12 protein-coding genes and 1 pseudogene are annotated in these 13,103 nt (G+C 73.6%); 4 read left to right on the forward strand and 9 right to left on the reverse strand.

Annotation, left to right across the window (positions count from 1 at the left end; all coding sequences use genetic code 11):
* Nucleotides 1-85: 85 nt before the first annotated feature.
* The 6 genes and pseudogenes from AC507J_RS15995 to AC507J_RS16020 all read right to left on the reverse strand — a co-directional run bounded on the left by AC507J_RS15995 (nucleotide 86) and on the right by AC507J_RS16020 (nucleotide 7,080).
* Nucleotides 86-1,549: an NADH-quinone oxidoreductase subunit N gene (locus tag AC507J_RS15995; protein ID WP_496289928.1), complete on the reverse strand. Its 1,464-nt coding sequence runs from the start codon at nucleotides 1,547-1,549 to the stop codon at nucleotides 86-88.
* A 376-nt stretch (nucleotides 1,550-1,925) separates the two neighbouring features.
* A pseudogene (locus tag AC507J_RS16000) lies at nucleotides 1,926-3,320 on the reverse strand (complex I subunit 4 family protein); the annotation flags it as partial.
* Between the two features lie 127 nt (nucleotides 3,321-3,447).
* Complete coding sequence (locus AC507J_RS16005) at nucleotides 3,448-5,403, reverse strand: NADH-quinone oxidoreductase subunit 5 family protein (RefSeq protein ID WP_496289929.1); 1,956 nt, start codon at nucleotides 5,401-5,403, stop codon at nucleotides 3,448-3,450.
* Nucleotides 5,400-5,777, reverse strand: a complete 378-nt coding sequence (gene nuoK, locus AC507J_RS16010) for an NADH-quinone oxidoreductase subunit NuoK (RefSeq protein ID WP_496289930.1) — start codon at nucleotides 5,775-5,777, stop codon at nucleotides 5,400-5,402. Before nuoK ends, AC507J_RS16005 begins: the two co-directional genes overlap by 4 nt.
* A complete protein-coding gene (locus tag AC507J_RS16015; RefSeq protein WP_496289931.1) occupies nucleotides 5,774-6,349 on the reverse strand; it encodes an NADH-quinone oxidoreductase subunit J family protein in 576 nt (191 codons plus the stop codon). The genes nuoK and AC507J_RS16015 overlap by 4 nt, the downstream gene beginning before the upstream one ends.
* Nucleotides 6,346-7,080, reverse strand: a complete 735-nt coding sequence (locus AC507J_RS16020) for a NuoI/complex I 23 kDa subunit family protein (protein ID WP_496289932.1) — start codon at nucleotides 7,078-7,080, stop codon at nucleotides 6,346-6,348. Before AC507J_RS16020 ends, AC507J_RS16015 begins: the two co-directional genes overlap by 4 nt.
* A 95-nt stretch (nucleotides 7,081-7,175) precedes the next feature.
* Between AC507J_RS16020 and AC507J_RS16025 the strand changes: the two genes are divergently transcribed.
* Nucleotides 7,176-7,406 (forward strand): hypothetical protein, encoded by a 231-nt coding sequence (locus AC507J_RS16025; protein ID WP_496289933.1) that lies wholly within the window; start codon nucleotides 7,176-7,178, stop codon nucleotides 7,404-7,406.
* A gap of 103 nt (nucleotides 7,407-7,509) precedes the next feature.
* On the opposite strand, the gene AC507J_RS16030 is transcribed toward AC507J_RS16025, so the two are convergent.
* Nucleotides 7,510-8,100 carry a TetR/AcrR family transcriptional regulator gene (locus tag AC507J_RS16030; RefSeq protein ID WP_496289934.1) on the reverse strand — a complete coding sequence of 197 codons (591 nt, stop codon included), beginning with the start codon at nucleotides 8,098-8,100 and terminating at the stop codon, nucleotides 7,510-7,512.
* A 61-nt stretch (nucleotides 8,101-8,161) separates the two neighbouring features.
* Here AC507J_RS16030 and AC507J_RS16035 point away from each other — a divergent pair, with 61 nt between their 5' ends.
* Both AC507J_RS16035 and AC507J_RS16040 read left to right on the forward strand, forming a co-directional pair.
* Nucleotides 8,162-8,890: a CPBP family intramembrane glutamic endopeptidase gene (locus AC507J_RS16035; RefSeq protein WP_496289935.1), complete on the forward strand. Its 729-nt coding sequence runs from the start codon at nucleotides 8,162-8,164 to the stop codon at nucleotides 8,888-8,890.
* A 158-nt stretch (nucleotides 8,891-9,048) separates the two neighbouring features.
* Nucleotides 9,049-10,095 (forward strand): glutathione S-transferase family protein, encoded by a 1,047-nt coding sequence (locus AC507J_RS16040; protein WP_496289936.1) that lies wholly within the window; start codon nucleotides 9,049-9,051, stop codon nucleotides 10,093-10,095.
* Between the two features lie 77 nt (nucleotides 10,096-10,172).
* Here AC507J_RS16040 and AC507J_RS16045 read toward each other — a convergent pair whose 3' ends face one another.
* A complete protein-coding gene (locus AC507J_RS16045; RefSeq protein ID WP_496289937.1) occupies nucleotides 10,173-11,135 on the reverse strand; it encodes a complex I subunit 1/NuoH family protein in 963 nt (320 codons plus the stop codon).
* Nucleotides 11,135-11,893 (reverse strand): NADH-quinone oxidoreductase subunit C, encoded by a 759-nt coding sequence (locus AC507J_RS16050; RefSeq protein ID WP_496289938.1) that lies wholly within the window; start codon nucleotides 11,891-11,893, stop codon nucleotides 11,135-11,137. Before AC507J_RS16050 ends, AC507J_RS16045 begins: the two co-directional genes overlap by 1 nt.
* A 150-nt stretch (nucleotides 11,894-12,043) precedes the next feature.
* Between AC507J_RS16050 and AC507J_RS16055 the strand changes: the two genes are divergently transcribed.
* Nucleotides 12,044-13,090 (forward strand): glucose 1-dehydrogenase, encoded by a 1,047-nt coding sequence (locus AC507J_RS16055; RefSeq protein WP_496289939.1) that lies wholly within the window; start codon nucleotides 12,044-12,046, stop codon nucleotides 13,088-13,090.
* The last annotated feature ends 13 nt before the right edge of the window (nucleotides 13,091-13,103 follow it).

Below are 13,103 nucleotides of genomic sequence, written 5' to 3' on the forward strand. Positions count from 1 at the left end.
GTCTCATGACTGAGAGTTACCTGAGTGACAGTCACTCAACTCTCGGCGGACACTCAGCTTCCGGTGCCAGCCAGCGGCCAGCGGCTCAGCTTCCGGCGAGGTCGAGCACCAGCTGCGGGGCGAAGCCGACGATCAGGGCGACCAGGGTGGCCACCGCCAGCGCCCCGGCCACCGCCCGGCCCGGCCGGGCGAGCGGGGTCACGGTGGCGTCGCCGGTCGGGGCGTACAGCAGCGCGGCGAAGCGCAGATAGTAGGCCAGACCGATCACCGCGTTCACCGCCACCACCAGGGCCAGCCAGCCGGCGCCGCCGTCCAGCAGCGACCGGACCACCGTCACCTTGGCGAAGAGCCCGGCCAGGGCGGGCGGCAGACCGGCCAACCCGACAAGCGCGAACGCCAGGGCGGCACCGACCCAGGGCTGCCGGCGGGCCGCACCGCGCAGGTCCTCCAGGCGACCGCCGTCCGCGCCCGCCGGGCGCAGGGCCACCACACCGGCGAAGGCGGCCAACTCCAGCAGCACGAAGAAGACGGCGTACGCCAGCGCGGCGGCGTACGCGCCGGAGCGGGCGTCGGCGTCGGCCAGGGCCAGGGCACCGAGCGGGGCGAGGATGTAACCGGCCTGCGCCACCGAGGACCAGGCCAGCAGCCGGACGGTACGCCGCTGGCGCAGCGCCACCAGGTTGCCCACGGTCATGGTCAGCGCGGCGACCACGGCCAGGATCGGCCCGGTCACGCCCTGCGGCAGCGCGTACTGCACGACGGCGAGCAGGGCGACCACGCCACCGAGCTTCGACGCGGTCGACAGGTACGCGGCCACCGGCAGCGGTGCGCCGTCGTAGGTGGCGGGGGCCCAGGCGTGGAACGGCACCGCCGCCACCTTGAACGCCAGCCCGGCCACCACCAGGGTCACCGCGACCCCGGTCAGCGGCAGGTCGAGCAGTTCCGAGCCGTCAGCCAGCGCCACGCCCAACTGGTTGAGGTGCAGCGCGCCGGTGGTCGCGTAGAGCAGCGCGGCACCGAGCAGGGTGATCGTGGTGGCGACCACGCTGACCACGAAGAAGGTCACCGCCGCCTCGGCGCTGGCCAGGCTGCCCCGGCGCAGCCCGACCAGGATGTAGAGCGGCAGGGTGAGGGTCTCCACCGCCACGATCAGGGTGATCAGGTCGCCGGCCGCGCCGAGCACCACGCCGCCGGTCATCGAGCAGGCGAGCAGGAAGCAGTACTCCCCGACCGGGGTCGCGCCGGCCCGCAGCAGCGGCCCGGAGAGCGCCAGCACGCCGAGGACCAGCAGCGGCACCAAGCCGGCGACCAGCGCTGCCCGGCCGCCGAAGATGTACGAGCAGTCGGTGCCGACGCAGAAGGTACGCCGCTCGCCGGCCGCGCCGACCGCTGCCGCCCCGATCGCGGCGGCGACCGCACCGGCGACCGCCGCGAGCACGGTCGCCGCCGGCCGGGCCAGCAGCAGGTCGACCAAGAGCACAAGCACCGCCGTCCCGGCGGCCAGGTACGCCGGCAGCAGCGCCACGTTGTCGACGCTCTGCGCCACCATGCTCACGCCCACCTTCCGTCGGCGGTCCCGGTCATCGCAGCACCTCCACCAGGGCGGCCACCGGTGCCTCGGCCACGCCCAGCACCAGGGTCGGCGCCAACCCGACGGCCAGCGCCAGCAACACCAGCGGCGCCCAGGCGACGAGTTCCGCAGCGGCCAGCTTCGAGCCCGGTCCGGCGACGGCAGGACCGGCCGACTCCGGCCGCGGCCCGGTGCCGGCAGGCTGCGGCCCGGTGCCGGCAGGCTGCGGCCCGGTGCCGGCAGGCTGCGGCCCGGTGCCGGCAGGCTGCGGCCCGGTGCCGGCAGGCTGCGGCCCGGTGCCGGCAGGCTTCGGCTGCGGCCCGGTGCCGGCCGGGGTGGCCGCCGGCTCCCGCCGCAAAGCCGCGACGGCCGGGCTCGGCCGGCCATGGGTCACCCGCCGCAGCAGCCGCAACAGGTACGCGGCCGTCAGCGCCCCGCCGAGCGCAGCCAGCACCGCAAGCGTGGTCCAGAGGGCGCCGCCCACCTCGACGGCGGCGACCACGGCGAACGCCTCGCCCCAGAAGCCGGCCAGCCCGGGCAGCCCCAGCGAGGCGACCGCCGCGAAGGCGAGCAGCCCGGAGAGCCGGGGCGCGGTCTCCCGCAACCCGGACAGCTCGCTCAGCGCCCCGGTGTGGGTCCGGTCCTTGATCGCACCGGCCAGGAAGAAGAGCAGGCCGGTGATGATGCCGTGCGCGACGTTGCCGATAAGCGCCGCCTGGATGCCGGTGGTGGTAAGCGTGGCGACCCCGAGCAGCACGAAGCCCATGTGCCCCACGCTGGAGTACGCGATCAGCCGTTTCAGCTCGGTCTGCGCCAGGCAGACCAGCGAACCGACCAGGATGGCCGCGACCGCGAGCACGCCGAGCACCGGTGCCGCCCAGCGGGCCCCCTCCGGGGCCACCCCGACGGCGACCCGGATCAGGCCGTACGTGCCCATCTTGAGCAGCACCCCGGCGAGCAGCACGCTACCGACGGTGGGTGCCTGGGTGTGTGCGTCCGGCAGCCAGGAGTGCAGCGGCCAGAGCGGGCTCTTCACCGCGAAGGCCAGCGCGAGCAGCGTGAACGCGGCAAGTTGGCTGCTCCGGGACAGCCCGGTGCCACCGGTGAGCGCGACGATGTCGGCGGTGCCGGCGGCGGCCACCACGACGTAGACGCCGACCAGCAGCAGCACCGAGCCGAAGAGGGTGTAGAGGGCGAACTTCCGCCCGGCCCGGCGGCGCGCCGCCACCGCCGCCGGATCGGTGCCGTCGCCGCCCCAGCCGACGATGATCGCGTACATCGGCAGCAGGACGACCTCGAAGAAGAGGAAGAAGAGGACCAGGTCCAGGGCGAGGAAGGTGCCGAGGATGCCCACCTCGACCACCAGCAGCAGCGCCACCAGGGCCCGCCCGCTGCCGCCGGCCGGCACCCGCCAGAGGCTGTAGCCGCAGCAGAGCAGGGTGAGCAGGGCGGTCAGCACCACCAAAGGCCAGGAGATGCCGTCCACCCCGAGGTGAAAGCGCAGGTCCAGCCCCGGCACCCAGGGCAGGTCCAGCGCGTGCCAGGGGCGTACGGCAGGTGGGGTCGGCCCGTAGGCCGTCCAGGTGCCGGCCCGGTCGGCGGCCAGCGCGAGCGCCGCGACGAGGGTCAGCGCGGCGGCGATCGTACCCACCAGCCGGGCGGCCCGGTCGCGTGGCGTGGCCGCCACCGCGAGCGCGCCGAGGGCCGGCACCGCGAGCACCGCGACCAGCAGGAACTGCCCGAGACTCATGCCGCCCCTCCGGTCCTGCGCGGTGCCGGTCCGCCGAGGCGGCGCATGCGGTTGCTCCGATTGCGCACTGCCGCTCGGTCGAAGCGCACCCGGTCGCTCCGATTGCACACTGCCGCTCGATCGAGGCTCATGCGGTCGCTCCGATCAGGACGGCGGCCAGCCCGAACAGCAGCACGCCGGCGAGCAGCGCGGCGGCGGCGCGGGGCAACGCCGCCCGGTGCAGGGCACCGAGCCCACCACCGAGGGCGCGGGCACCCCGCCCGGTCCCGGTGACCGCCCCGTCCACCACCCGCTCGTCGGCGACCCGCGCCGCCCGGCCGAGCGCGGTCGTCGGGCGTACCACCAGGGCGTGCTGGAGGTCGTCGAGGCGGAACGCGCGGGCGAAGACCGGCCGCAGCGGACCCAGCGCCGCCGCCGGATCGGCGGCGGTGTCCCGTCGCCAGCCGGCCCAGGCCAGCGCGGTGCCGAGCAGCAGCAGCGCCAGCGGCAGCAGCATCAGCGGCCCGACGTGCATCCCCAGCTCACCGGGACCATTCGACACCAGCCGGTCGGTGAAGGCAGGCCAGAACCCGGCCAGGCCGAGCAGCGCGGCCGGGACGGCGAGCAGCAGCACCGGCCAGCGCAGCAGCGCCGGCGGGTCGTGCGGCGTCACCGACGGGTCGCGGGCGGTGCCGAAGAAGGTACGCAGCAGCAGCCGGGTGGCGTACCAGGCGGTGACGGCCACCCCGACCAGCCCGGAGAGAAACACCAGCCAGCCGACCCACGCCGGGGCCGGACCGTCGCCGTGCAGGGCGTCCTCGGCGGCGGCGAGCACACCCTCCTTGCTCCAGAAGCCGGCGAGCGGCGGTACGCCAGCCAGCGCGCCGAGGCCGATGAGCGTGCACCAGAAGGTGACCGGCATGGTGTGCCGCAGCCCGCCCATCCGGGCCATCGACGCGGTGCCGAGCGCGTGGATCACCACACCGGCGGCGAGGAAGAGCAGCGCCTTGAACGCGGCGTGGGTGAGCAGGTGGAACAGCGCGGCGGCCGGGGCGCCGACGGCGAGCGCGCCGGTCATGTAGCCGATCTGGGAAACCGTGGACCAGGCGAGCACCCGCTTGAGGTCGTCCTGCGCGGTGGCGGCGAACGCGCCGAGCAGCAGGGTCACCGACGCCATCACCCCGAGCACCGCCAGCACGGCCGGGGTGGCCGCGAAAATCGGCCAGAGCCGGGTGACCGCGTACACGCCGGCGGCCACCATGGTCGCGGCGTGGATCAACGCGGAGATCGGGGTGGGGCCGGCCATCGCGTCCGGCAGCCAGGTGTGCAGCGGGAACTGGGCGCTCTTGCCGGCCACCCCGGCGAGCAGCAGCAGGCCGGCGGCGGTGAGCGTGGTCGCGCCGTGGTCGTGGGCGAGCACGTCGGCGATCCGGAAACTGCCCGCCGAGACGCCGAGCAGCGCGATGCCGAGCAGGAAACCCACGTCGCCGACCCGGGTCACCAGGAACGCCTTCATCGCGGCGGCCGGCGCCTCCGGCAGCCGCCGGTCATGGGCGATCAGCAGGTACGAGCAGATCCCCATCACCTCCCAGCCGACCAGCAACAGGATCAGGTCCCCGGAGACCACCACCAGCAGCATGGCGGCGGTGAAGAGGCTGATCTGCGCCGCGTACGGCGGGTAGCGGTGGTCGACGTCCACCTCGTCGTGCGGGCCGCGCCTGAGGTAGCCGATCGAGTAGACCTGCACGGCCAGCGCGACCGCCGCCACGGCGACCGCGACCAGGGCGGCGGCGCCGTCGAGGCGTACCCCGAGGGTGACGGTGAGCCCGCCGAACCGGATCCAGGTGGTCGACGCCTCCGCCGGGTGCTCCAGGGTGACCAGCAGGGCCAGCGCCAGGCCGAGCGCACCGGCCGCGCCGGCCACGCCGAGACCGATGGCGACCCGCCGGACGACGTCGGGCCCGGTACCGGCGATGGCGGCTCGCCTGGCGACGTCGGGCCCGGCGCCCGCGCCGCGTGACGAGGGTGGCAGCAGCAGACCGATCAGACCGGCGACCAGGGGTACGACCGGCAGCAGCGCGCCAAGCAACGTCACCCCGCTCACCGCTGCCCCTCCGGTCCGTTCGGCGGCCCGGCGGGGCCGATGGCGGCGGGGACCGGCGCGTCGGCGGGTGGTTCGGTAAGCGGTACCTCGTCGACGGCGACGCTGGCCCGCATCCGGTAGAGCTGGAGCACGATCGCCAGACCGACCCCGATCTCGGCGGCGGCCAGCACGATCACGAAGAGCGCGAAGACCTGGCCGCCGTGCGGCAGCATCGCCTTCGCCGTGGTGTCCGCCGTGATCAGGATCAGGTTCACCGCGTTGAGCATCAACTCGACGGCCATCAGCACCAGCACCGCGTTGCGGCGGCGCAGTACGCCGTACACGCCGAGGCCGAAGAGCAGGGCGGCGGTGACGTACGGGATTACGGGTCTCACCGCAGCGGCCCCCGTTCGCCCTCCGGGACGCTCTCCGTCGAGGCGCGACGGCCGGTGCCGGGGCCGTTGACGTCACGGCGACCGATGTCGGGGCGGGAGAGCACGATGGCGCCGACCAGGGCCGCCAGCAGCAGCACCGAGAGCAACTCGAACGGCAGCACCCAGGCGCCGAAGACCTGCTCGCCGATGCGTTCGGCGGTGCCCGCCGCCGGCAGCTCCACCCTCGTCCAGCGGTACGCGTCGATCAGCAGCGCCGCCAGGCCCAACCCGACCCCACCGCCGATCAGCGCGGCCGGCCAACCGGGACGGTCCAGGTCGTCCGAGGGACCGATCGGCGCGCGGGTGAGCATCACCGCGAAGAGCAGCAGCACCACGACCGCGCCGACGTAGATGAGCACCTGGACCCAGGTCACCAACTCGGCGGTGAGGACCAGGTACATGCCGGCCAGGGCACCGAGGCAGACCACCAGGTAGAGCCCGGCCCGGACCAGGTGTCGGGTCGCCACCACCAGCACGCCCGCACCGACGGCCACCGCGCCGAGGGCGAGCAGCAGCACGTCCACGCCGGTCACGCGGTCGTACCTTCGTCGTCGCCGGCCCCGGACGCGGGCGGGCCGCTGTCGGGGCTGGCTGGGCCGTCGCCGCTGTCCGGAGCGGCTTTGCCGTCGCCGCCGGTGGGCGTGGGGCCGCCGGGGTTGGCGCGGGGTGGGGCGGGGCGGCGTTCGGGGCGTACCGCCGGGGTGGTCGGCCGGGCGGCGGAGGCGGCGGGGACCGCGGCCTTGCGCGCGGCGGCGGTCTCCTCCTTGGCCGGCTCGCCGTTGCGGTCGTGCGCGGGCGGCGGCGGCACGGTGACCATCCACTCGCCCAGGTGGTCCTTGTCGTGCAGCAGGTCCTTGATGTCGTACTCGGCGTACTCGAACTCGGGCGACCAGTAGAGCGCGTCGAAGGGGCAGACCTCGATGCAGATGCCGCAGTACATGCAGAGCGAGAAGTCGATGTCGAACCGGTCGAGCACGTTGCGCTGGCGGGGGCGGGCGGCGCCGGGCACCGCCACCTCCTCCTTGTGCGAGTCGATGTAGATGCACCAGTCCGGACACTCGCGCGCGCAGAGCATGCAGACCGTGCAGTTCTCCTCCAGCAGCGCGATCACCCCGCGCGAGCGCGGCGGCAGGTCGGGGGCGACGTCCGGGTACTGCTGGGTGGTGGACCGCTTCGTCATCGTCTTGAGCGTGACCGCCAGGCCCTTGACCAGGCCGCTGCCCGGCATCCCGGCCGGCTCGCTTCGCTCGCTCATGCCGAACATCCTGCCCTGTGCTCACGGCGCGCGCGACCACCACCCGGGGGTAGTCGTTGGTACGGCGACTCTGGGGAGAGCGACGCACCCGAAAGGACCCGTCGATGACCGCCGCGCTGCACGACGACTACCCGGCGCCGGGCGACTGGACGACGGTCGACCTCGACCGCCTGCCCGACGACGGCCACCGCCGTGAACTCCTGGACGGACAACCGCTCGTGTCGCTCTCTCCCACGCGACTGCACCAATCCATCGCACTGCAGCTCGGTGCCGCTCTGCTGGTGGGAGATCGACATCCCGCTGGCTCGGATCGCCCCGCGCACCCGCTGACGTGATCGACTCCGTTTCGGCGGAGTGGCGGGGTTCGCCAGGCGCGGGATGCCGCCATTTTCGCTCGCCAGGCGCGGGATGCCGCCGTTTTCGCCGGAACGGCGTCGATCAGTCGGCGGCGGCGAGGCGGGCGAAGTGGGCGTCCACCTCGGCGCGGGCCTCGGCGGGGGTGAGCGCGGTCGACAGCAGCCGGACGGTCAGCCCGTCCAGCAGCGTGGCGAGCCCGCTTGCCGCCGCCGGCACGTCGACGTCGGCGGCGATGCTGCCGTCCGCGCGGGCCTGGGCGACCAGGCGTTCGAGGTTGCCGCGCAATTCGACGGCGCTGTCCCGCAGCACGCCCGCGATCCGGTCGTCGATCAGGGACTCGGCGGTAAGCACCAGCCAGATCCGCGCCTCGAAGATCCGCTCGGCGTCCAGGGGTACGAGTTCCAGCACGGCGAGGCGCAGCGTGTCCAGGGCGGTCGGCCCGGTCGGGATCATCCGGGCCCGGTCGACCACCCGGTCGACCAGGTGCGCCATCGCGGCCCGGACCATCAGCTCCCGGGTCGGCAGGTAGTGCTGGGCGGTGGCCAGCGGCATGCCCGCCTCGCCCGCGACGGCCCGGACGGTCGTCCCGGCCGCTCCGGTCCGGCTCAGCACGGCGCATGCGGCGGCACCGAGTCGTCGCCGGCGCTCCTCGTGATCGACCACCTTCGGCATGCGTCGATGATACTTTATCGGTCGGTTGACCTAAATAGGTCGCGTGACTAACATTGGCGCGATGAGTACGCCTACCGCTCCGGCCCGACCCACCCCGTCGCCGACCGCGACCCGGTTCACCTGGCTCGACCTGGTGATCGTCCTGGTGGTCGGCTTCGGCCTGGCGAACGCCACGGTGGCCGACCTGCTCGCCCGAGGACCTGCCGCGCTCGGCGCCTCCGAGGTGGTCGCCATGAGCGTCGCCTGGCTCCTGATCAACGGGGTCCAGCTGCTGGTCGGGCTCGCCGTGACGTACCGCCGGTTCGGCGCGGTACGCGCACCGCTGCTGCTGCACCGGCCACGACCCGCCCAACTGCGGGCGGCGGGCGGCTGGGGTCTGGCGAAGGCGGCGTTCACCCTCGTCCTGCTGCTCGTCCTGCCGGCGGCGCTGACCGCCGACGGCGGCGGCGAGGGCGGCTACCCGGCCGGCCCGCTGCTGGCCCAGTTCACCTTCGCCCTCTTCTTCGCGGCCGTCGCCTCCCCGATCTACGAGGAGGTGCTCTACCGGGGCGTCTTCTTCCAGGGGCTGGCCACCCGACTCCCCGCCGTCGCCGCGATCGTGACCTCCGCCGCCTTCTTCGCGGTGATGCACCTGCCCCGAGGCTTCAACACCATAAGCGCGTTCGCCGCCGGCCTGCTCTTCGCCTGGCTGCTGCAACGCCACCGCAACCTCTGGGTACCGATCGTGGCGCACGCGGTGAGCAACGGCACCCTGGTCGTACTCGCCTTCGCCGCCCAGGCCGCCGGCTGAGCAAGCCGACGGCTGGCCGGCGGTTGAGCGAGCCGGTGGCTGGGCCGCTCGCCGCGCCGGTGGCTGGCCGTCGGCTGGGCCGCTCGCCGCGCCGGTGGGCGGAGCATCGGCAATGATGGGACGCGGACAGCGAGCTGGCACGGGCAGAGGGCGAGGGCATGACCGAGAACAACGGCGCGGACCGGACGCAGACCGGCGGGAAGTACGTCGAGCCGGGTGGTGAGTTCAACCGGGACCAGCGGTACATCACCACGAGGATCACCGCCGACGGGCGGGACGGCTATCCGGTCGAGCCGGGTCGCTACCGGTTGGTGGTCAGCCGCGCCTGCCCCTGGGCGAACCGGCTGATCATCGTACGTCGGCTGCTGGGCCTGGAGGACGCCATCTCGATGGGCGTCGCCGGCCCCACCCACGACGCGCGGAGCTGGACCTTCGATCTCGACCCGGACGGGCGGGACCCGGTGCTCGGCATCGAGCGCCTCCAGGAGGCGTACTTCGCCCGCTACCCCGACTACCCCCGGGGCATCACCGTGCCGGCGATCGTCGACGTGCCGACGGGGCAGGTCGCCACCAACGACTTCTCCCAGATGAGCCTGGACCTCTCCAGCGAGTGGACGGCGTACCACCGGCCCGGCGCACCGGACCTGTATCCGGAGCACCTGCGCGCCGAGATCGACGAGGTCAACGCGGCGGTCTTCGGCGACGTCAACAACGGCGTCTACCGGTGCGGCTTCGCCGGCAGCCAGGAGGCGTACGACAAGGCGTACCACCGGCTCTTCGACCGGCTGGACTGGCTCAGCGAGCGACTCGCCGGGCAGCGGTACCTGGTCGGCGACACGATCACCGAGGCCGACGTACGGCTCTTCACTACGCTGGTCCGTTTCGACCCGGTCTACCACGGTCACTTCAAGTGCAACCGGAGCAAGCTGACCGAGATGCCGGTGCTCTGGGCGTACGCCCGGGACCTGTTCCAGACCCCCGGCCTCGGCGACACGATCGACTTCGACCACATCAAGCGGCACTACTACGAGGTGCACCGGGACATCAACCCGACCGGAATCGTGCCCCTCGGCCCCGACCTGTCGAACTGGCTCACCCCGCACGACCGGGACCGCCTCGGTGGCCGGCCCTTCGGCGACGGCACCCCGCCGCCGCCCCCGAGCCCCGCCGAGCACGTCGACCCGGCCCACACCCCACTGCGCTGATCAGCGGGGCGGGCGGTTTGTTAATAGGGGGCCCTTCCTATACCGCAGGCGTTAACAGGGGGCCCTTCCTTACATCCTTACATCGCGATGCGGACGGCGGCGGTCAGGACGAGCTGGGCGAGGGCGGTGGGGACGAGGACCAGCCAGCAGAGGCGTTGGAGCTGGTCCTCGCGGAGCCGGGGGTAGGAGACCCGGAGCCAGATGATCAGGAAGCTGACGGCGGCCACCTTGAGCAGGGTCCAGAGCCAACCGAGTTGCGCGTCGGCGAACGGGCCCTGCCAGCCACCGAGGAAGAGCACGGTGGTCAGCGCGGCGATCACCACGATGCCGACGTACTCGGCCAGCAGCAGGAACGCGAAACGCAGCCCGGTGTACTCGGTCATGTACCCGAAGACCAGCTCCGAGTCGGCCACCGGCATGTCGAACGGCGGCCGGCGGATCTCGGCCAGGCCGGCCAGGAAGAAGACCACCATCGCCGGGGCCTGCCAGAGCAGCCACCAGGGCTGCCACGCCTCGACGATGCCGGAGAGGCTCAGCGTGCCGGCGGCCATCGCCACCGACGCGGCGGCCAGCACCAGCGGTAGCTCGTAGCCGAGCAGCTGGGCGGCGCCCCGCAGCCCGCCGAGCAGGCTGTACTTGTTGGCCGAGGCCCAGGCCGACATCAGCACCGCCAGGACGCCGACGCCGACCACCGCCAGCACGAAGAAGAGGCCGACGTCCAGCGGCTGACCGACCAGGTCGTTCGGGCCGAGCGGGATGACCAGCAACGCCAGCAGGTACGGCAGCAGCGCCACCGCCGGGGCCAGCCGGAACACCGGCCGGTCCGCCGAGCGTGGCGTGACGTCCTCCTTCTGGACGAACTTCACCCCGTCGGCGATCAACTGGGCCCAGCCGTGGAAGCCGCCCGCGTACATCGGGCCGAGCCGGCCCTGCATGTGCGCCATCACCTTGTGCTCGGCCTGCCCGACCAGCAACGGGAGGACGAGGAAGGCGACAAGCACGCCGCCGATCCGGATCACCAGCTCCAGCCAGAGTGGCATCAGGGCGTACCCCCCTCGTCGGGGGCCGGCCGCTCGGTGGCGGGTGCCGGGCCGTCGCCGGCCGGGCCGGTGGGCCGGGTCCCGCGTGCGCCCGGGGCCGGGCGGGCGGGGCGTTCCCGGGCGGGTCGGGCCGGGGTGCCGCCACGCGGTCCCTCGCCGACCCCGCCCGCGCCGGCCGGGGTCGGGGTGGTGCCCCACTCCCCCGGCGCGGGTACGCCTGGCGGCCGGATCGGTCGACGGCCACCGCCAGCCTCCGACTCGCCCGGTTCCTTCGCCCCCGGCCACGGCTTGGCCACCCGCGAGGCGAGCACGAACTCCTTGCGCAGCGGATGCCCCTCGAACTCCGGCGGCAGCAGCAACGGCCGCAGGTCGGCGTGGCCGGCGAAGTCGATGCCGAACATCTCGTGGGTTTCCCGCTCGTGCCAGGCGGCACCCGGGAAGACGTCCACCACGGACTCGACCGCCGGCGTCTCGCGCGGGATCCGGGCGCGCAGCAGCACACCGTGCCGGTGCCGGGTTGACCAGAGGTGGGCGACCACGTCGAAGCCGTCGGCCAGCTCGTCGACCGCGGAGAGCCAGTCGAAGTAGTCACAGGCCAGCTCCGCGTCGTCCCGCGCGGCCAGCAGCGCCGCCCGCCATCCGGCCGGGGGTACGTCGACGGTGGCCCGGGCGTACGCCTGACCGCCGGAGACCGCCGCGGTGGCCTCGACGGGTGCGAGCAGCGCGACGAGCCGCTGGCCGACCTCTTCCGGTGTCATGCCGCTGATCCTATGGCCGACCACGGCCGAACGCGTCGCCCCGGCAGGCGAGTAGACGTGGCGGACGGCACCCAGCCGGCGAAGGTACGCGGGTGGGTGGAGATCCCGGCTTTGCCGGCGGCACCCGGCGGCGGCCGTCAGGATGGGGCCGTGCGCGCTGTGACTGTCATCCCCGGGGTACCCGGTTCGCTGCGGCTGCTGGAGGACTACCCGGAGCCGGCCACCGACGAGGGCGCGATCCTGGTGGAGGCGGTCGCGGTGGGGATCTGCGGCACCGACATCGAGATCATCGAGGGGTACTACGGCGAGGCGCCGCCCGGCATCGACCAGCTGGTGCTCGGGCACGAGTCGCTGGGCCGGGTCGTGGAGGACCCGACCGGCACCTTGCAACCCGGCGACCTGGTGGCCGGGATCGTCCGGCACCCGGACCCGCTGCCCTGCCCGAACTGCGCGGTCGACGAATGGGACATGTGCCGCAACGGAATGTTCACCGAGCACGGCATCAAGGCGCTGCCCGGCTTCGCCCGCCAGCGGTGGCGGCTCCAGCCGCGCTTCGCCGTCGGGCTCCACCCCGCCCTGGGCGAGGTCGGCGTGCTGCTCGAACCGACAAGTGTGGTGGCCAAGGCGTGGGACCACATCGACCGGATCGGCCAGCGGGCGGAGTGGCAGCCGCGTACCGCCCTGATCACCGGTGCCGGACCGATCGGCCTGCTGGCCGCGCTGCTGGCCAGCCAGCGCGGGCTCGCCGTACACGTGCTCGACCTGGCCACCGAGGGTCCGAAGCCGGCGCTGGCCGGTGCGCTCGGCGCGACGTACCACTCCGGGCCGCTCGACCAGCTCGACTTCGAGCCGGACATCATCATCGAGTGCACCGGGGCACCGGTCGTCGTGCTGGAGGCGATGTGCCGGGTCGCGCCGACCGGGATCGTCTGCCTGGCCGGCGTCTCCAGTGGCGGGCGGACGATCGACTTCGACGCGGGTGCCCTGAACCGCACCCTGGTGCTTGAGAACAATGTCGTCTTCGGCTCGGTAAACGCCAACCGGCGGCACTGGGACGCCGCCGCCGAGGCGCTGGCCCGGGCCGACCACGCCTGGCTCGGTTCGCTGATCACCCGCCGGGTGCCGCTGGCCGACTACGCCTCCGCCTACTCCCCCGGCCCGCAGGACATCAAGGTGATCCTCGACTTCACCGCCTGAGCCAGGCCAACCG

The sequence above is a fragment of the Micromonospora sp. PRAS1 genome (assembly GCF_059553435.1).

Excerpts from the sequence above, each read along its gene's own strand:
- AC507J_RS16030 (WP_496289934.1), bottom strand. The coding sequence starts at position 8,100 with ATGCCGAAGGTGGTCGATCACGAGGAGCGCCGGCGACGACTCGGTGCC.
- AC507J_RS16045 (WP_496289937.1), bottom strand. The coding sequence starts at position 11,135 with ATGCCACTCTGGCTGGAGCTGGTGATCCGGATCGGCGGCGTGCTTGTC.
- AC507J_RS16040 (WP_496289936.1), top strand. The coding sequence starts at position 9,049 with ATGACCGAGAACAACGGCGCGGACCGGACGCAGACCGGCGGGAAGTAC.
- AC507J_RS16050 (WP_496289938.1), bottom strand. The coding sequence starts at position 11,893 with ATGACACCGGAAGAGGTCGGCCAGCGGCTCGTCGCGCTGCTCGCACCC.
- AC507J_RS16035 (WP_496289935.1), top strand. The coding sequence starts at position 8,162 with ATGAGTACGCCTACCGCTCCGGCCCGACCCACCCCGTCGCCGACCGCG.
- AC507J_RS15995 (WP_496289928.1), bottom strand. The coding sequence starts at position 1,549 with ATGGTGGCGCAGAGCGTCGACAACGTGGCGCTGCTGCCGGCGTACCTG.
- AC507J_RS16020 (WP_496289932.1), bottom strand. The coding sequence starts at position 7,080 with ATGTTCGGCATGAGCGAGCGAAGCGAGCCGGCCGGGATGCCGGGCAGC.
- AC507J_RS16025 (WP_496289933.1), top strand. The coding sequence starts at position 7,176 with ATGACCGCCGCGCTGCACGACGACTACCCGGCGCCGGGCGACTGGACG.